Below are 18,795 nucleotides of genomic sequence, written 5' to 3'. Positions count from 1 at the left end.
CTCAACGCCGGCCCTCCCGGGGCGGGTACGGGGCGGCCGCGGTGAACGCGGCGCCCTCGGCGGTGGTCGCCCGGTGCCACAGCCCGGCCAGTTCGGTGGCCGAGGAGACGACGAGGACGCGCCAACCGCCGGAGGTGAGGATGTCGCGCACTCCGCGGAGCGCGTCGGGGGAGGGCGCGGCGGCGCCGGAGGCCGCGGGCGGGGACGCCTGGCGGGCGGGCCAGGCGCCGTGCGCGCACAGGACGGCGACCCGGGTGGCCGCGCCCCTGACCGTCGACAGAGCGGCGGCCTCCTCGGCCGAGACCGCGCCCAGGACCGCCACGAGCAGGCTGGAGGTGGCGCCGCGGGAGCCGGCGAGCTGGTCGATCCCGCCCAGCAGTCCGGGGGAGTCCGAGGCCCGGGTGACGGCCAGACCGTCCAGCACACCGGCGGCGTCGGCCGTGTGCATCCGGCCCCGCTCGGTGAGGAAGCGCAGTTCGTGCCCGCCGTCGATCAGGTGCACCGCCACCGACGCGGCCGCGCTCACCGCGGTCTCCAGGGAACCGCTCGGCCCCTCGCCCCGGTGGGCGCTGCGGCGGGTGTCCAACAGGATGGAGCTGTTCTCCCGCCAGTGCTGTTCGTCCCGGCGGACCATCAGCTCGCCCTGCTTGGCGGTGGAGCGCCAGTGCACCCGGCGCAGTTCGTCGCCGTGCTGGTACTCGCGCGGCACCGGGTCCTGCTCGCCCACACCGCTGACCGAGCGGCGCGGGGACTGCTCGCCCTGGGAGCCGTCGGCCCCGCCCAGGGCGTCCAGGGGCACGACCGGCGGGGTCACGAGCAGGGTGGAGGGGGCGCCGACCTCGCGGGTGACGCGTACGCAGCCGAGCGGATCGGCGACACCGATGCGCAGCGGACCCACGGGGTAGCTGCCCCGCACCGCGGGGCGGACGAGGTAGGTGACGTCGCGGACCGCGCGCGGGCCCAGGTGGCCGAGGGTGTAGCGGGGGCCGGTGCCCAGCGGCGTGGGCAGGCTGTCCTCGACGAACAGCGAGGAGACCGGCCACGTCCGCGAGGAGTTGCCGACCCGCACCAGGATCCGGGCGTCGTGCCCGGCGGCGACCCGGACCGGGACCACCGACCGGCTGTGCGCGACCCGGGCGGTGGCGCCCACGACCGTGAGCGCGGCCAGCGGCGGGACGGCCAGGAGCAGCACGCCCACTCCCACGAGCTCACGCTGGCCCAGGACGGCGCCGGCCACGAGGCAGACCAGGCCGAGGACGAGCATGCAGACGCCGCGGCCGGTGAGCCGGCGGCGCAGACGGGGCCGTGCCGCGGGTGTGCCCGAGGGCTGAGAGGCGGGCTGGGACGAGGGCAAGGGGGACTGTGCCGCAGGCGTCCGTTGAGGGTGGTGGTGGGAGACGGGCAAGGGGGACTGTGCCGCAGGCGTCCGTTGAGGGTGGTGGTGGGAGACGGGCGGGAGCATGTGCCCTCTCTCGGGCGTCGTGGGAGTCAGGGGGCGCGGTCGGTCAGTTCGGGCCGGGGACGGGCAGGCGCGCCACCAGTTTGGCGACGATCTGCTCGGGGGTGAGCCGCTCCATCTGGGCCTCCGGCGCGGCCAGCAGCCGGTGCGCGAGCACGGGCACGGCCAGGGCCTGCACGTCGTCGGGGACGACGTAGTGGCGCCCGTCCAGGGCGGCGTAGGCGCGGGCGGCGCGCACCAGGTGCAGGGTCGCCCGGGGAGAGGCGCCCAGGCGTAGTTCCGGGCTGGTCCGGGTGGAGTTGACCAGGTCCACGACGTAGCGGCGCATGCCGGGGGCGACGTGCACCGAGCGCACGTGGTCGGCGAGGTCGCGGACCTGTTCGGCGTTGGTGACGGCGGCCAGGGCCTCCAGCGGGGAGCGCGAGCCGTGCGAGTCGATCATGTCCAGCTCGGACTGGGGCGAGGGGTAGCCGACCGAGACGCGCGCCATGAACCGGTCGCGCTGGGCCTCGGGCAGGGCGTAGGTCCCCTCCATGTCGGCCGGGTTCTGGGTGGCCACGACCATGAACGGCCGTTCCAGGGCACGGGTCTGGCCGTCGACGCTGACCTGGCGCTCCTCCATGCACTCGAGCAGGGCCGCCTGGGTCTTGGGGGAGGCGCGGTTGATCTCGTCGCCCAGGACGATGTTGGCGAAGACCGGGCCCGGGTTGAACTCGAACTCGTGGCGGTCCTGGTGGAAGACGCTGACGCCGGTGATGTCGCTGGGCAGCAGGTCGGGGGTGAACTGGACGCGCTGGACCGAGCAGTCCACCGCGCGGCCCAGGGCCTTGGCGAGCATGGTCTTGCCGACGCCGGGGACGTCCTCGATGAGCAGGTGGCCCTCGGCGAGGAGCACCGTCAGAGCGATCCTGAGGACCTCGGGCTTGCCCTCGATGACGGTCTCGATGGCGGTACTGATCCGGTCGGCGACGGCGACGACCTCACCGACGCCGTCGTGCACACCGCCCCCGCGGCCGCCCGGATGTGTGTTGAGTGACACGAGAACCTCCGCTCCGTCTGGTCTTCGTGTGTCGTTGGTCGAACCGAGGCTACCGGCTCGGTCAGCGGCGTGCGGCGATACTTCGCACTCGCTGGAAATGTGACGCTTCGTCCGGCGCCGTGGTTCGGGCCCGCCCCCTTTCCCCCACCGGTGCCGGGCGGTCCGCGAGGGGCGGCGATCGACCAAAGAGGCCGAAGGGCCCGAATCGCCCGCCGCTCATTCGGAGCCGTCGCGCGCGAGGCGACCGCGCAATCCAGGAAACCGGTGTTCCGGCCCGCCCGGAATCGGTCGTCGCTCGCGCGCGGGCGCGCCCGCGCGGGGCGGCGGCGTCGCACCACGTCAGCGGGCTCGTCGCGCGGCACTGGGGCGCCGTGGGGGGCGCGCCAGCGCCCCCCACTCCGCTCCACCTCTCTGACCTGCGTATTCGTCGATTCTTTGGGCCGCGAATCGGGATTGAAGCTGTTGACGGTGGGGCGGAGTGGAGTAAGGTGGAGCAGCGTGGAGCCGGTGAATTCTCCACTTCGGGGTGAGGGGGTGCCACTGTGTTCCTCGGCACTCATACGCCTCGCCTCGATCAGAAGGGACGGTTGTTCCTTCCGGCGAAGTACCGCGACGAACTGTCGGGGGGGTTGGTGATCACGAAAGGCCAGGAGCACTGTCTCTACGTCTTTCCGACGGCAGAGTTCCGGCGTGTCACCGACGCGCTCAGCTCCGCCCCGGTCACCGCCAAGGCGGTTCGCGACTACAGCAGGATCCTTTTCGCCAGTGCGTCCGACGAGTCCTGCGACAAGCAGGGCCGGATCACCATCCCGCCGAAGCTGCGCGCCTACGCGGGGCTCGATCGCGACTGTGTCGTGATCGGGGCCAACACCCGTCTGGAGATCTGGGCGGACAAGGCGTGGTCGGACTACGAGGCCGAGCAGGAGCAGGCTTTCGCGCGACTGTCGGAGGAGGTGCTGCCCGGGGTGCTGTGAAACCGGCGACGCCATCGCCGGGACCACCAGCACACAAGTCCACACCCTTGCAAGTCGGAGTCCGGCAACGGCCTCCGGAGACGGCACACACGAGCTGGCGCGACTTCCCCGGTGCCAGGTGGTGAACGCGGGTCCGCCGGAAGGTGGACAATAGCGGCCGTGTCCGGATGGCCTTGCCGGAACCCGGCCGGGCCACGCGAAGGACACCGCGGAGCGCACGAACGGCGCTACCGCGGCGACTCAGGGGGAGACGGCGACAGCGTGGAGGATCGGCGGCGCATGGGGGACAACGGGCGGCGACACCCCGAGGGGGACGGCGAGCCACACCGCGAGCACGGCTCCGGTGACATCGAGGACCGCATCCGGGCCGCGCGCGAGGGGCTCGACCCCCTCCACGTGCCCGTCATGCTCAACCGCATCGTGGAACTGCTCGCGCCCGCGCTCAGCGCGCCCGGCGCCGTCCTGGTCGACGGCACCCTGGGACTGGGCGGGCACTCCGAGGCCCTGCTCAAGGCCTGCCCCACCCTGCGGCTCGTCGGCGTGGACCGCGACACCACCGCCCTGGAGCGCAGCGCGGCCCGGCTCGCGCCCTACGCCGACCGCACCCGCTTCGTGCACGCGGTCTACTCCGAGATCCCGAGCGCCCTGGACGAGGCGGGCTTCGCCGAGGCCGACGCGATCCTGCTCGACCTCGGGGTCTCCTCGCCCCAGCTGGACGAGACCGACCGCGGTTTCGCCTACGCCCACGACGCGCCCCTGGACATGCGGATGGACCGCACCCAGGAGCTCACCGCGGGACAGATCGTCAACACCTACCCCGTCTCCGAACTCACCCGCGTCCTGCGCGCCTACGGCGAGGAGCGCTTCGCCTCCCGCGTGGCCCGGGCGATCGAGCGGCGGCGCGCCCAGGCGCCCATCACCTCCACGCGCGAACTCGCCGAGCTCGTCCGTGACGCCATTCCCGCGGCCACCCGCCGCACCGGCGGCCACCCCGCCAAGCGCACCTTCCAGGGGCTGCGCATCGAGGTCAACGCGGAACTGTCCATCCTCGAGCGCACCCTGCCCGCGGCCCTGTCGCGGCTGCCCGTCGGCGGACGCCTCGCCGTGCTGTCCTACCACTCCCTGGAGGACCGCATCACCAAGAGGGCGTTCGCCGCACTGGCCAAGGACACCACCCCCGCCGACCTGCCCGTCCCGCTCCCGGACCGGCAGCCCGAACTCCGGCTCCTGACCCGGGGAGCCGAGCTCCCCACGGACGAAGAGAACGAACGCAACCCGCGTGCGCAGTCCGCCCGGCTCCGGGCGGTCGAACGCGTGCGCAGGCCGTCGCGGCAGTAGGGAGACCACATGAGCACCAGGACGGACACCCGCCGTGCCTCCTCGCGCGGCACCGGCGGCACCAGGACGCGTCCGGCGACCAAGCCCGCGCCGGGGCGCGCCGCCCCGGCACGGGCGGCCGCCGCCGGGGCGCCGCGCGAGAACGGAGGGACCGCGCGCGCACCGCGTATCCCCTTCGTCCTGCTCGTGCTGTGCCTGCTCGGCGGGGCGCTCGTCGGCCTGCTCGTCCTGCGCAGCGTCGTGGCCGAGGAGGCCTTCGCCATCACCAGCCTGCAGGCGCAGAACCGCGAGCTCTCCTACGAGGAGCAGCAGCTGCGGGAGTCGGTCGCCCACCTGGAGACCTCCGAGCGGATCGCCTCGGAGGCCGAGGAGATGGGCATGGAGCCCGGCGAGGGCCCGCTCTTCCTCGACCTCGACGAGGGCCGGGTGTCCGGGAGCGATGGGAGCGATGATTGAGCGCCCCCAGGGACCGACGCCCCCGCGACCCCCGCAGACCCGGAGCGTCCGGGCGCTCGGGCTCCAGGCCCAGTAAGCGCCCCCAGCGCGAACCGCGCCGTCCCGACGGCGCCGCGCGGGCGTCCGCCGCGGCGCGGGCCGCCCAGGCCGGCTCCGCGGGGCACCGGGTCCGCCGGAGCGGGGAGGGCGGCGCGCCGCGTCGCCGCACCGCGCCACCGCCTCCGCCGCCGCCCCTGCTGCGGCGCACCTTCCGCAGGGGCGACCCGGGCAAGCGGCTCAAGCTCGGCGGGGTGCTGATCGCGGTCGTCATCCTGCTGTTCGCCGGCCGCCTGGTCCAGATCCAGGGGTTGGACGCCGAGTCCTACGCCGAGGCCGCCTCCAACCTGCGCCTGCAGACCATCGACATCCCCACGCTGCGCGGCCAGATCACCGACGCCGAAGGCAACCCCTTCGCCCTGTCGGTGGAGGTGCGCACCGTCTTCGTCGACCCCGCGGAGGTGGAGGAGGACGAACGCGACCAGCTCGTGGACGAACTCGTCACGCGCTTCGACCTGGAGGAGGACGAGGTCGCGGCCAAGGTCGACGCCACGCCCAGCCGCTACCAGGTGGTGGCGACCGAGATCACGCCCGAGGCGTGGGGCGAGCTGCGCGACCTGGGCCTGTCCGGGGTCGGCGCCGAGGTCGACTACAACCGCGTCTACCCCGAGGAGACCGGCGCCGCGGACCTGGTGGGCTTCGTCGGCTCCGAGGGCCACGGCCTGGAGGGTTTGGAGGGCTACCTCGACTCCACCCTGGCGGGCGAGGCGGGCAAGCGGCAGGTCGAGGTGGGCGCCGACGGCACCCAGATCCCCATGGCCGGCGGCCTGGTCCGCGATCCGGTCCCCGGCCAGGACGTGCGCCTGACCCTGGACCGCGACCTGCAGTTCCACATGGCCCAGGTGCTCGCCGACCGCGTGGAGGAACTCGACGCCGAGGGCGGCAGCGCCATCGCCATGCTGCCGACCGGCGAGATCATCGGCATGGCCGACTACCCGACCTACGACCAGAGCGACATCCAGTCGACCGGGGCCGAGGAGTGGTCCAATGGGGCCGTCCACGAGACCTTCGAACCGGGCAGCACCAACAAGGTCATCACCATCGGGTCTGCGCTGCAGGAGGGCCTGACCACACCCGACACGGTCTACACCGTGCCCTACGCCCAGCAGTACTACGACCAGACCTTCAAGGACTCCAGCTACCACGAGACCCAGCGCCTGACCGTCAACGGCATCATGGCCCACTCCAGCAACGTGGGCACGATCAAGATCGCCGACCAGGTCGGCGCCGGTGTCCTGCACACCTACATGGAGGACTTCGGTCTGGGCCAGCCGACCGGGCTGCACCTGCCGGGCGAGGAGGCGGGCGTGCTCACCGACCCCGACGACTGGTGGGGCACGCAGCTGCCGTCGGTGTCGATCGGCCACAGCGTGTCGGTCAACGCCACGCAGATGGCGTCGGTGTACGCGACCATCGCCAACGGCGGGGTGCGGGTCGACCCGACCGTCGTAGCCGGAACCGTCGACGCGGAGGGGGAGTTCACCCCCTCCGACGACCCCGAGCAGCGCCGCGTGGTCAGCCAGGAGACCGCCGACCAGCTCGCCCTGATGCTGGAGGCCGTCACCAGTGACGAGGGCACCGCGCCCGAGGCCCGCATCGACGGCTACCGGGTGGCGGGCAAGACCGGTACCGCCAACCGCATCAACCCCGAGACCGGCGGTTACGAGGACGGCGGCTACACCGCCACCTTCGCCGGGTTCGCCCCGGCCGACGCGCCCGAGGTCGTCGTCCAGGTGGTCCTGCACAATCCGCAGGGGACCTACTACGGCGGCGAGGCCGCGGGACCGGTGTTCAACGACATCATGTCCTTCGCCCTGCAGTCGCTCAAGGTGCCGCCGACGGAGACCGAGCCGCCCGCGATCCGCCTGGAGGAGTAGGGGATCGGCCTCCCGAGGGCAGGGAGGCGGACACGGAATCGGACACGGAATCGGACACGGAGGCGGGCGGCGCGGTCGGCGCCGCCCGCCTCCCCCGTCACGGGGAGCCGGGGGACAGGTGCTCGCGCACCGACCGGATGTGCTCGGGGCCGGTCCGGCAGCACCCCCCGATCAGCTCGGCCCCGGCGTCGCGCCAGACCCGCGCCGCCGCCCCGAACTCCTCCGGCTCGCTGGTGCCCCTCCAGCACTGCGCCGCCGCGTCCCACACCTCGCCGGAGTTGGGGTAGGCGACCGCCGGGACGCCGGCCGCGGCGACCGTCCGCACCAGGGACGGCACGAACCGGGGCGAGGTGCAGTTGACGCCGACCGCCACCAGCCGCCCCTCGGTGTACAGAGGAGCCAGCTCGGCCACGGCCTCCCGCATCGGGGTGCCGTCGCTGATGCGCTCGCCGTCGCGGCAGGAGAAGCTCATCCACGCCCGCGCGCCCGGGGTCTCCCGGAGCAGCCGCGCCAGCGCCCGCGCCTCGGGCAGGGAGGGGAGGGTCTCGCAGGCGACCAGGTCGGCGCCCGCGCCGACCAGCAGGCGCCAGCGGTCCCGGTGCCACCGGTACAGGCCGTCCTCGTCCAGGTCGTAGTCACCGGTGTACTCCGAGCCGTCGGCCAGGGCCGCGCCGTAGGGCCCCACCCCCGCGGCGACCAGGCCGGACCCGAACGCGTCCCGCTCGGCCAGCGCCAGCTCCACCGACCGCACCACCAGGCGCTCCGCCTCGGCCCGGCCGTACCCCCGGGCGGTGAACGCGGGAACGCTCGCCTGGTACCCGGCGGCGATCGCCACGTCGGCGCCCGCCTCGAAGTAGTCCCGGTGCACCCGGCGGATCACCTCGGGCTCCTCCGCCAGCAGCCGCGCCGACCACAGCCCGCCGCCCAGGTCGCGGCCGTAGGCCTCCAGGCGCGTGGCCAGGCCGCCGTCCAGGACCAGCGGTGTTCTCCGGCGCCCGCGCGAGATCCCCTGCGGATCGGTCGGCGGTCCGTCCCCATGCGATTCCATGGGGCCGAGGCTAGCCGAGGGCGCTCCCGGGGCCTCGGGAGTAGCCTGGATGACATGCCGCTTCGGAGATTCCGCCCTCATCACAGCGTGGAAATTACCGAGCGGTCCTCCACAGCCGTTAACCTCCACTCGTGCCACCGGTAATGCGACCAGAACACACTCAACTCCGTCCGCTGTCCGCCCTCGCGACGCTGCTCGGGCCGGACGCCACCCTGCTGCGCCCCGAACCGGGCGTGCGTGAGACCGCCGAGGTGCCCGGCGAGGAGGTGCACGTCCGCGGCATCACCCACGACTCGCGCAAGGTCCGCCCCGGCGACCTCTACGCCGCCCTGCCCGGCACGCGCGCGCACGGTGCGGACTTCGCCGCGCAGGTGGCCGAGGCGGGAGCCGCCGCCGTCCTCACCGACGAGGCCGGGGCCGAGCGTGCCGCCGCCACCGGCCTGCCCGTCCTGGTGGTCCCCGACGCACGCGCCGCGCTCGGCACGGCCGCGTCCTGGGTCTTCGACGACCCCGCCCAGGACCTGCTCCTGGTCGGTACCACCGGTACCAGCGGCAAGACCACCATCACCTACCTGGTGGAGTCGGGTCTGCGCGCGGCCGGCATGAGCACCGGCCTCATCGGCACCGTCGAGATGCGCGTGGGCGACGAACGCGTCGCCTCCTCCCTCACCACGCCCGAGGCCACCGACCTGCACGGCCTCTTCGCCGTCATGCGCGAACGCGGCGTCACCGCCGCGGCCATGGAGGTCTCCAGCCACGCCCTGGCGCTGGGCCGGGTCGGCGGGACGCGCTACGACGTCGCGATCTTCACCAACCTCTCCCAGGACCACCTGGACTTCCACTCGGACCTGCGCGACTACTTCGAGACCAAGGCGCGCCTGTTCTCCGCGGAGTACTGCGACATCGCCGTGGTCAACACCGACGACCGCTTCGGGCGGGCGCTGGTGGACATGGTGCGCGGCGACGGCGCGGTCCCCGTCACCACGTTCGCCGTGGAGGGCCAGACCGACGCCGGTCCGGAGAACGGGATGGGGGCCGACTGGCAGGCCGTGGACGTCGACCTGGGCGCCGCCGGCAGCACCTTCCGCATCGTCGGACCCGGTGGGATGGAGGCCGACGCCTCCGTCGCCCTGCCCGGCCCGTTCAACGTGTCCAACGCGATGGCCGCCATCGTCGGGCTGGTCGAGGCGGGCCTGCCCCTGGAGACCGCCATCGCGGGTGTGGCCGCCGCTCCCGGGGTGCCCGGCCGCATGGAGCAGGTCGTGGTCGGCTCGGTGCCCAGCGCCGTGCAGGACTTCACCGCGCTCGTGGACTACTCCCACAAGCCCGGGGCCATCGAGGCCGTGCTCACCGCGCTGCGCGCCACCACCGAGGGCCGGGTCACGATGGTCGTGGGCTGCGGCGGAGACCGCGACCGCGCCAAACGCCCGCTCATGGGCGAGGCGGCCGCACGCCTGTCCGACCAGCTCATCGTCACCAACGACAACCCGCGCACCGAGGACCCCATCGCCATCGCCGCCGCCATGCTCGAAGGCGTCGCGAAGGTGCCGGAGGACCAGCGCGCGCGGGTCACGGTCGAACTCGACCGTGCCGAGGCGATCGGGCTGGCCGTGGACCGGGCCGGCCCCGGTGACGTGGTCGTCGTGGCCGGTAAGGGCCACGAGACCGGCCAGTACGTCAAGGGCGAGATCCTGCCCTTCGACGACCGCGAGGTGCTGCGCGAGGCCATCGAGGGGCACCTGAGCGTCAGCGCACGCGAACGGCTGGGGGTCGCCCTCCAGGACATCCACCGCGCGCCCGACCTGGGTTGACGCGGCACCCGCCCGAGCCGGGCGGCCACACGCACCGCGGGCGCGGGGACGCCTCGCGCGCACGGTGCGTGTGGCCGCCGATGGACTCGCGGGCCGTGACCTCCCAGCGCACGGACGGTCACGAACTGGCGCATATTGCTCCACACCGGCCCCGTGAGGACCCCAGGGACCCCAACATGTTCTAAGGTAGGTCCGGCAATCGCAGCCTGACACGTGCCGCCCACGGTGGCGCCCGCGGGCTCGGCTCCGGCCGGCCCCGTGGTGATGCCCGTACGGCACAGCGCGCACGGCACCCGCGGTGCCATCCCCTGACCTGACTCCGGCCGGGTGGCCTACAGCCCAGCGGCGCCGTGGGACCGGCCTGACATGAGGAGTGGATTTGATCGCGCTCACGCTCGATCGGATCGCTGAGATCACCCAAGCCGCCATCGGCGGATCAGCGCGCCCCGACGCCGTCGTCGACGGCCCCGTCGTCATCGACTCGCGGCAGTCCGCTCCGGGGGCGCTCTTCGTCGCCCTGAGCGGCGAACGCGTCGACGGACACGACTTCGCCCACCGGGCCGTCGAGGCCGGGGCGACGGCCGTCCTGGCCTCCCGTCCCGTCGACGTTCCGCACCTGCTGGTGGACGGCGGGGACGACGCGGTCGTGGCGGCGCTGGCCCGGCTCGCCCGCCACGTGGCCCTGGAACTCGGCGACCCCCGGCGCGGAGCGGAGGCCACCGAGGTCATCGGCGTGACCGGCTCCTCCGGCAAGACCACCACCAAGGACCTGATCGCCCAGGTCGTGGGCCGACTCGGCCCCACCGTGGCCCCGGCGGGCTCGTTCAACAACGAGATCGGCCACCCCCTGACCGTGCTGCGGGCCGACACCGGCACCCGCCAGCTCGTCCTCGAGGTGGCCGCGCGCGGCATCGGGCACATCGCCCACCTGTGCCGCGTCGCCCCGCCCCGGATCGGCGTGGTCCTCAACGTCGGCAGCGCCCACATGGGCGAGTTCGGCGGCCGCGACGCCATCGCCAAGGCCAAGGGCGAGCTCGTGGAGTCCCTGCCCCCCGGCGAGGGCCGGGGCAGCGGCGGTGTGGCCGTCCTCAACGCCGACGACCCCCGGGTGAACGCCATGGCCTCGCGCACCAGTGCGCGCGTGGTCACCTACGGCCTGGCCGAGGACGCGCAGGTGCGCGCCACCGACGTCGTCCTGGGCGACGACGGCGCGCCCTCCTTCACACTTCACCTGGGCGGTCGCACGGCCCAGGTGCGGTTGGCGCTCGTGGGCGCCCACCAGGTGCACAACGCGTTGGCGGCGGCCGCCGTGGCAGACGAGCTCGGCATGGACGCCGACGCCGTCGCCGAGGCGCTCGGTGCCGCCACACCGGCCAGCCGGTGGCGGATGGAGGTCACCGAACACGACGGTGCCACGTTCGTCAACGACGCCTACAACGCCAACCCCGAGTCCATGCGGGCGGCGCTCACCACACTGGGAGCGCTCGCCCGCGAGCGCCGCTCCATCGCCGTGCTGGCCCACATGGCCGAGCTCGGCGGGGACGGCCGAGCCGAACACGAGAAGGTCGGCGAACTGGCCGCCCGCACGGGCGTGTCCCACCTGATCGTGGTGGGCGCGGAGGCCGAGGGCATCGCCGTCGGAGCCGAACGCGCCGCCCGAGCGGGGCAGTGGGACGGGGAGACCGTCCGGGTGGCCGACGCGGAGTCGGCGGCCTCGGCACTGCGCGAACGGATACGCACAGGAGACGTCGTCATTGTGAAGGGATCTCGGGTGGCAGCGCTCGAAAGGGTTATCGACCACATCACCAAGGGTGATGTCCAGTGATCGGCATCTCCATCGCGGCGGCGCTGTCGCTGATCCTGTCCATGGCGCTGATGCCGCCGCTGATCAAGCTCCTCTACCGCTTCAAGTTCGGCCAGGAGGTCCGCGACGACGGCCCCGAGGGCCACAAGACCAAGCAGGGCACGCCCACCATGGGCGGCATCGTCCTGATCCTCGGCGCGGTGATCGGCTACTTCGGCTCGCACCTGGTGCTCTGGATCGTCCAGCCGTCCTCCACCGGGCCGACGGCCTCCGGCCTGCTGGTGATGTTCCTGTTCGTCGGCATGGGCTGTGTCGGCTTCCTGGACGACTTCATCAAGATCTACAAGCGCCGCAGCCTGGGCCTGCGCAGCGGCGCGAAGATGGTCGGCCAGGCCGTCATCGGCGTCGGGTTCGCCTACGGCGTCACCATGTTCCCCAACGGCTACGGCTACACCCCCGCCGCGCCGAGCCTGTCCTTCCTGCGCGACTTCGGCCCGCCCCTGATGGTCGTCGTCTTCATCGCCTGGGCCCTGTTCCTCATCGTCGGCTTCTCCAACGCGGTGAACCTGACCGACGGCCTCGACGGCCTGGCCACCGGCGCCACCATCCTGTCGCTGGTCGCCTACGTCATCATCGGCAACTGGCAGCTGCGCCAGTCCTGCGTGTCCTACCTGGCCAACAACTGCTACACGGTCCGCGACCCCCTGGACCTGGCCGTGGTGGCCGCCGCCGCGCTCGGCGCGTGCATCGGCTTCCTGTGGTTCAACGCCCCGCCCGCCAAGATCTTCATGGGCGACACCGGCTCGCTCGCCCTGGGCGGCCTCATCGTGGGCCTGGCCATCACCACCCGCACCCAGCTGCTGCTCCTGCTCATCGGCGGCCTGTTCGTCATCATCACCATGTCGGTGATGATCCAGATCACCTCGTTCCGCCTCACCGGCAAACGCGTGTTCAGGATGGCGCCGCTGCAGCACCACTTCGAGCTCAGGGGCTGGGCCGAGACCACCATCGTGATCCGCTTCTGGATCATCCAGGGCCTGTTCGTGGCCACCGCGATCGGCCTGTTCTACCTGGAATGGATGCCGAGGTAGGACCATGCCGCACGAGAACTCCGCCGATTTCGCCACACGCCTGAAGGACCTGCGGGTGTGCGTGGCCGGCCTGGGCGTGTCCGGGCCCCCGGTCGCCCGCGCCCTGCTGGCCAGGCAGGCCGACGTCGTGGTCGTGGACGGCCGCGACGACGAGGCCACCCGGTCGGTCGCCGCCGACCTCACCGCGGAGGGGGCCGAGGTCGTCCTCGGCGACACCCCGCTGCCCCGGGACTGCGACCTCGTCGTCACCTCGCCCGGCTGGCGGCCCGACTCGCCGCTGCTGCTCCGGGCGGCCGAGGCCGGGATCGAGGTCATCGGCGACGTCGAACTCGCCTGGCGGCTCAAGCCCGCCGACCAGGTGTGGCTGGCCATCACCGGCACCAACGGCAAGACCACCACCGTGCGGATGCTGGAGGCCGTGCTGCGGGCCGACGGCCGCGACGCGATCGCGGTCGGCAACGTCGGCACGCCCATCATCGACGCGGTCCTGCCCGACGCCGACGGCCGCTACCACGACGTCCTCGCCGTGGAGCTCTCCAGCTTCCAGCTGCACTGGTCCAGCAGCCTGCGGCCGCACGCCGCCGTCGTCCTCAACGTGGCGGCCGACCACCTGGACTGGCACGGGGGACTGGACCCCTACGCCCGGGCCAAGGGCCGCGTCTTCGCGCGCGGCACCATGCGGGTCGTCAACACCGCCGACGCCTGGTCGGTCCGCCTGGCCGAGGAGGACGGCGACCCGCACACGCCGCTCGTCGGCTTCCGGCTGGACACGCCCCGGGCGGGGGAGCTGGGAGTGGTCGAGGACCTGCTGGTGGACCGCGCCTTCGTCGCCGACCCCGTCGCCAGCGCCGAGGAACTCGCCACGCTCGCCGACGTCCGTCCGCCGGCGCCGCACAACGTGGCCAACGCGCTCGCCGCCGCCGCCCTGGCCCGGTCGGTGGGCGTCGCGCCCGCCGCGGTGCGGGCCGGCCTGGCCGCGTTCGAGCCCGAACCGCACCGCATCGCCCACGTGGCCACGGTCGGCGGGGTCGACTATGTGGACGACTCCAAGGCGACCAACCCGCACGCGGCGGCCGCCTCCCTGAACTCCTACGCCTCCGTGGTGTGGGTGGCCGGCGGCCTGCTCAAGGGCGCCGAGGTCGACGAACTCGTCGCCGCGTCCGCGAACCGGCTGCGCGGCGCCGTCCTCATCGGCCGCGACCGCGACCGCATCCGGGAGGCGCTGGAGCGGCACGCGCCCGACGTCCCCGTGGTCGAGGTGGAGGGGCCCGCCGTGGCCGAGCCCGGGCACCCCACGGTCATGGACACGGTGGTCGCCGAGGCCGCCGCCCTGGCGGAGGAGGGGGACACGGTGCTGCTGGCACCGGCCGCCGCCTCCATGGACATGTTCACCAACTACCCCGAGCGGGGCCGTTTCTTCGCCGACGCCGTCCGCCGCCTGCGCTGAGTAGTCAACCGCCGCCCGTGCGTGATCGAATCGCGCGCGGGCGGTGAGTCGTGTGTCCACCACCACGCCCCGGCGCGCCGAACATGGCCAACACGCGGGAAATGTCCACGGTTCCCGACCCGCCGGTACGCCAGTATTGAGGCGCGAATCGTGCGGAGGGTGTGGATGGCGACGACGACGGTCCCCCGGGTGACCCAGGGGCGTGCGGTGACCGGTGGCCGCGACAGGCCCGTGTGGCGCGAGTGGGTACGGTCGCTGGACCGCCCCCTCACCTCCTACTACCTCGTCCTGGGCAGCGGAGTGATGCTCATCGCCCTGGGACTGGTCATGGTGCTGTCCTCGACCATGGTCAACTCGATCACCGAGACGGGCTCCGCCTTCTCCATGTTCCAGAAGCAGGCGGTCTCGGCCGCGATCGGCCTGCCGCTCATGCTGGTCGCCTCGCAGCTGCCCCCGTGGGCCTTCCGCCTGGTCGGCTACCCCGCGATGATCATCTCCGTCGCCCTGCTGCTCATCACCGCGTTCCAGGGGACCGAGATCAACGGCGCCGTGCGCTGGCTCGACATCGGGGGAGTGGTGATGCAGCCCTCCGAGCCGGCCAAGCTGGCCTTCGCCCTGTGGGGCGCCAACATCCTGGCGCGCAAGGACGAGCTGCGCGAACTCACCGAGTGGCGCCACCTGCTCTTCCCGCTGCTGCCCGGCTGCGGCCTGCTGGCGCTGCTCGTGCTGATCGGCTCCGACCTGTCCACCACCCTGGTCCTGCTGCTCACCTTCCTCGGCCTGCTGTGGGTCGTGGGCGCGCCCGGCCGGCTCTTCGTCGCCATGATCGGGCTCGTCCTGACCCTGGCCGTCATCGTCATCGCGATCGAGCCCTACCGGCTCCGGCGCGTGACCCACTTCCTCGACCCGAGCGCCGACCCGACCGGAGCGAACTTCCAGTCCCTGCACGGGCTCTACGCCCTGGGCACGGGCGGCATCCTGGGCGTGGGCATCGGAGGCAGCCGGGAGAAGTGGGGCTTTCTGCCCTTCGCCGAGACCGACTTCATCTTCGCCATCATCGGTGAGGAGTTCGGCCTCATCGGCACCCTGCTCGTGCTGGGCCTGTTCGGCGTCCTGGGCTACGCCGGGCTGCGCGTGGCGACCCGCGTCAGCGAACCGTTCCCGCGTATGGCCGCCGCCGCCATCGTGACCTGGATCATCGGTCAGGCCATGATCAACATCGCGGCCGTCGTCGGCCTGCTGCCCGTGACCGGCATCCCGCTGCCCCTGGTGTCCTACGGCGGATCCTCGCTCATCCCCACCATGATCGGGCTCGGCGTGCTGCTCTCCCTGGCCCGGACGGAGCCCCAGGCGCAGAAAGCCCTGGCGGCCCGGGGTCCCGGCTGGGCACAAAGGGCTCTAAGCTGGCTGGGCCTGGACAGGTTCGCGTCCCCCCTCAGGGAACGGGCCGCGAACACCACCTCCAGGCGCCCCACCACGGCGCGCGGCCCGCGGACGCCGGGCCCCCGCGGTGGGACGACCACGGCCAAGCACAGGAACGGACCGGTCCCGGCAGGTGACCGACCAAGGAGGAATAAGCGACGATGAGGGTAGCCCTCGCCGGAGGCGGCACGGCCGGGCATATCGAGCCCGCACTCTCCCTTGCGGACGCGTTGCGGCGGCTCGAACCGAGCACGGAGATCCTGTGCCTGGGTACCGAACGGGGCCTGGAGACCAGGCTGGTGCCCATGCGCGGTTACGAACTGGGCCTGATCCCCGCGGTCCCCCTTCCGCGCAGACTCACCCCCAAACTGCTCACCGTGCCGGGCAAGCTCGCGGGAGCGCTCAGCGCCGCGGGCGACCAGCTCGACCGGCTCCAGGCCGACATCCTCGTCGGCTTCGGCGGCTACGTCGCCACCCCCGGTTACCTGGCCGCGCGCCGGCGCCGCATCCCCACGGTCGTGCACGAGGCCAACCCGCTGCCCGGTCTGGCCAACCGGCTCGGCGCCCGCCTCACCCCGCACGTGTACACCGGTCACCCCCACGCGCAGATCCGGGGCGGCCGGTTCATCGGCATCCCCTTGCGCCGGCAGATCTCCACGCTGGACCGCCTCGCCATGGGCGACAAGGCCCGTGCGTTCTTCGGCCTGCGCCACGACCTGCCCACGCTGCTGATCTTCGGCGGCTCCCAGGGGGCGCAGCGGCTCAACGAGACCGCCTTCGCCGCCCGGCCCTACTTCCGGAACCAGGGCGTGCAGGTCCTGCACGTCGTCGGTCCCAAGAACGCCGACGAGCCCCAGGACCTGACCGAGGACGGCATCCCCTACGTCGCGGTCCCCTACGTCGACCGCATGGACATGGCCTACGCGGCCGCGGACGTGGCGATGTGCCGCTCCGGGGCGATGACCTGCGCCGAGCTGACCGCCGTCGGCCTGCCCGGCGCGTTCGTGCCGCTGGCAATCGGCAACGGCGAGCAGGCCAAGAACGCGGAACCGATCGTCGCCGCCGGCGGCGGGCTCATGGTGAACAACTCCAACATCTCCGTGGAGTGGATCGCGGGCGAACTCATCCCGCTGCTCACCGACACCGACCGCGTCGTGACCATGTCCGAGGCGGCCGCACGGATGGGCCGCAGAGACGCCGACGAGGCACTGGCGCGCGAGGTGCTGGCCATCGCCAGGGGCGACAACCCCACGCCGGAGATTCCGATCCAGGACGAGGACGCCGAGGACGAGGCGTTCTACGACGACGGGAAGGACGCACGATGAGCCTGGTCCAGGCGACCGACCCGGTCCCCGTCGACAAGCTCGGCCGCACCCACTTCATCGGGATCGGCGGTGCGGGCATGTCCGGCATCGCCCGGGTCCTGCTGCAGTCCGGGGTGGAGGTCTCGGGCAGCGACGCCCGCGACAGCGACGTCCTGCGCGAGCTGGAGGCGATGGGCGCGACCGTCCACGTGGGCCACCGCGCCGAGCACCTCGGCCCGGCCGAGACCCTCGTGGTCTCGTCCGCGATCCGTGAGGACAACCCCGAACTGGTCGAGGCCCACCGCCGCGGCCTGCGGGTGCTGCCCAGGGCCGCCGCCCTGGGGGCCCTGCTGCTGGGCCGCGAGGGCATCGCGATCTCGGGCACCCACGGCAAGACCACCACCACCTCGATGGTCGCCGTGGTGCTCCAGCACCTGGGCGCCGACCCCGGCTACGTGATCGGCGGCAAGCTGGTCACCACCGGCCTGGGCGCCGACGCCGGGACGGGCGAGGCCATCGTGGCCGAGGCCGACGAGAGCGACGGTTCCTTCCTCATGCTCTCCCCGAGGATCGCCGTGGTCACCAACGTCGAGGCCGACCACCTCGACAACTACAGCGGCATCGATGAGATCCACGCCAACTTCGCCTCCTTCGTGGACCGCGTCGAGCGCACGCTGATCGTCGGGATCGACGACCCCGGCGCCCGCCGGGTCGCCGACCTCGCCCGCGAGCGCGGCAAGCGGGTGCGGACCTACGGGGAGGCCGCCGAGGCCGACTACCGGATCACCCGGATCAGCGCGCGGGGCTTCGCCACCGAGTTCACCCTGGAGACCGCCGGCGGCGAGGACCCGATCGAGGGCGTGGTCGCCGTCCCCGGGCTGCACAACGTGCTCAACGCCGCCGCGGCCGTGGCCGTGGCCGACGAGCTCGGCCACGACCTCCAGGTCGCGGTGGAGGGCATCGCCGACTTCGTCGGGGCGGCGCGCCGCTTCGAGCCCAAGGGCGAGGCCGGGGGTGTGGCCGTCTACGACAGCTACGCCCACCACCCCACGGAGATCGAGGCCGACCTGCGCGCCACCCGCGCCGCGCTGGCCTCCCTGGCCGACGAGGCGGCCGCGCAGGGCCGTCCCGAAGGCCGTGTCGTGGCCCTCTTCCAGCCGCACCTGTACAGCCGCACCCGCTTCTTCGCCGAGGAGTTCGCCGCGGCGCTCAGCCTCGCCGACGAGGTCGTGGTGATGGAGGTCTACGCGGCCCGCGAGGACCCCGAGCCCGGAGTCACCGGCGAACTCATCACCTCGCGCGTCACCCACGACCACGTGTACTACGTGCCGGGCCGCGAGGAGGTCGTGCGCGCGGTCGCCGACCTCACCCGTCCCGGAGACATCGTGCTCACCATGGGAGCCGGCGACGTCACCGAGCTGGGCCCGCAGATCGTCGAGGCCCTCGGATAGCACCGGGAACACGGTGCCCGGAAGCTTGAAGGATCGGGGCGCCACCGGTACTCCTGGGGTCGCGGAAGACCCACCGGCCCCAGGAGGTCGCGGGTGCACACGTGGGCCCGCACGAGCGCGCCTTGCGTGTGCGCGGTGGGAAGAGGCCGCGCCGCAGGCGTCAGGGTGGTGGCGGGCG

At 73.0% G+C, this 18,795-nt stretch carries 14 protein-coding genes; 11 read left to right on the top strand and 3 right to left on the bottom strand.

Going from position 1 to position 18,795, the window contains the following annotated elements:
* Nucleotide 1: 1 nt before the first annotated feature.
* Together DFP74_RS27775 and DFP74_RS27770 are read right to left on the bottom strand one after the other, a co-directional pair.
* Nucleotides 2-1,264: a DUF58 domain-containing protein gene (locus DFP74_RS27775; protein WP_121186209.1), complete on the bottom strand. Its 1,263-nt coding sequence runs from the start codon at nt 1,262-1,264 to the stop codon at nt 2-4.
* A 241-nt stretch (nt 1,265-1,505) separates the two neighbouring features.
* Nucleotides 1,506-2,498 (bottom strand): MoxR family ATPase, encoded by a 993-nt coding sequence (locus DFP74_RS27770; RefSeq protein WP_121186207.1) that lies wholly within the window; start codon nt 2,496-2,498, stop codon nt 1,506-1,508.
* A gap of 542 nt (nt 2,499-3,040) precedes the next feature.
* Here DFP74_RS27770 and mraZ point away from each other — a divergent pair.
* From mraZ to DFP74_RS27750, 4 genes are all read left to right on the top strand, one after another.
* Nucleotides 3,041-3,472 carry a division/cell wall cluster transcriptional repressor MraZ gene (gene mraZ / locus DFP74_RS27765; protein WP_121186205.1) on the top strand — a complete coding sequence of 144 codons (432 nt, stop codon included), beginning with the start codon at nt 3,041-3,043 and terminating at the stop codon, nt 3,470-3,472.
* Nucleotides 3,473-3,751: 279 nt separating this feature from the next.
* Nucleotides 3,752-4,810 carry a 16S rRNA (cytosine(1402)-N(4))-methyltransferase RsmH gene (gene rsmH / locus DFP74_RS27760; RefSeq protein WP_121186204.1) on the top strand — a complete coding sequence of 353 codons (1,059 nt, stop codon included), beginning with the start codon at nt 3,752-3,754 and terminating at the stop codon, nt 4,808-4,810.
* Between the two features lie 9 nt (nt 4,811-4,819).
* Complete coding sequence (locus DFP74_RS27755; RefSeq protein WP_121186202.1) at nt 4,820-5,266, top strand: hypothetical protein; 447 nt, start codon at nt 4,820-4,822, stop codon at nt 5,264-5,266.
* Nucleotides 5,263-7,239 (top strand): penicillin-binding protein 2, encoded by a 1,977-nt coding sequence (locus DFP74_RS27750; RefSeq protein ID WP_121186200.1) that lies wholly within the window; start codon nt 5,263-5,265, stop codon nt 7,237-7,239. Before DFP74_RS27755 ends, DFP74_RS27750 begins: the two co-directional genes overlap by 4 nt.
* A 97-nt stretch (nt 7,240-7,336) precedes the next feature.
* Here the strand turns inward: DFP74_RS27750 and mmuM are convergent, their stop codons facing one another.
* The gene (gene mmuM / locus DFP74_RS27745) at nt 7,337-8,287 is read right to left on the bottom strand and encodes a homocysteine S-methyltransferase (protein ID WP_121186199.1); all 951 of its coding nucleotides are present in this window, start codon (nt 8,285-8,287) and stop codon (nt 7,337-7,339) included.
* Nucleotides 8,288-8,430: 143 nt separating this feature from the next.
* On the opposite strand from mmuM, the gene DFP74_RS27740 reads away from it, so the two are divergent.
* The 7 genes from DFP74_RS27740 (at nt 8,431) to murC (ending at nt 18,617) form a co-directional block, all read left to right on the top strand.
* Entirely contained in the window at nt 8,431-10,098 is a 1,668-nt protein-coding gene (locus DFP74_RS27740; RefSeq protein ID WP_121186197.1) for a UDP-N-acetylmuramoyl-L-alanyl-D-glutamate--2,6-diaminopimelate ligase, read from the top strand.
* 379 nt (nt 10,099-10,477) lie between these two features.
* Entirely contained in the window at nt 10,478-11,923 is a 1,446-nt protein-coding gene (gene murF, locus DFP74_RS27735; protein ID WP_121186195.1) for a UDP-N-acetylmuramoyl-tripeptide--D-alanyl-D-alanine ligase, read from the top strand.
* Complete coding sequence (gene mraY / locus DFP74_RS27730) at nt 11,920-12,993, top strand: phospho-N-acetylmuramoyl-pentapeptide-transferase (protein WP_121186193.1); 1,074 nt, start codon at nt 11,920-11,922, stop codon at nt 12,991-12,993. Before murF ends, mraY begins: the two co-directional genes overlap by 4 nt.
* A gap of 4 nt (nt 12,994-12,997) precedes the next feature.
* Nucleotides 12,998-14,440: a UDP-N-acetylmuramoyl-L-alanine--D-glutamate ligase gene (murD, locus tag DFP74_RS27725; protein ID WP_121186191.1), complete on the top strand. Its 1,443-nt coding sequence runs from the start codon at nt 12,998-13,000 to the stop codon at nt 14,438-14,440.
* A 165-nt stretch (nt 14,441-14,605) separates the two neighbouring features.
* Entirely contained in the window at nt 14,606-16,027 is a 1,422-nt protein-coding gene (ftsW, locus tag DFP74_RS27720; protein ID WP_121186189.1) for a putative lipid II flippase FtsW, read from the top strand.
* Nucleotides 16,024-17,187 (top strand): undecaprenyldiphospho-muramoylpentapeptide beta-N-acetylglucosaminyltransferase, encoded by a 1,164-nt coding sequence (gene murG, locus DFP74_RS27715; protein WP_121186187.1) that lies wholly within the window; start codon nt 16,024-16,026, stop codon nt 17,185-17,187. The genes ftsW and murG overlap by 4 nt, the downstream gene beginning before the upstream one ends.
* Nucleotides 17,184-18,617: a UDP-N-acetylmuramate--L-alanine ligase gene (murC, locus tag DFP74_RS27710; RefSeq protein WP_121186185.1), complete on the top strand. Its 1,434-nt coding sequence runs from the start codon at nt 17,184-17,186 to the stop codon at nt 18,615-18,617. Before murG ends, murC begins: the two co-directional genes overlap by 4 nt.
* The last annotated feature ends 178 nt before the right edge of the window (nt 18,618-18,795 follow it).

This window comes from Nocardiopsis sp. Huas11, assembly GCF_003634495.1.
Lineage (GTDB): Bacteria > Actinomycetota > Actinomycetes > Streptosporangiales > Streptosporangiaceae > Nocardiopsis.
The sequence above is the reverse complement of the archived record's forward strand: the minus strand, read 5'-3'. Positions and strand labels throughout refer to the sequence as shown.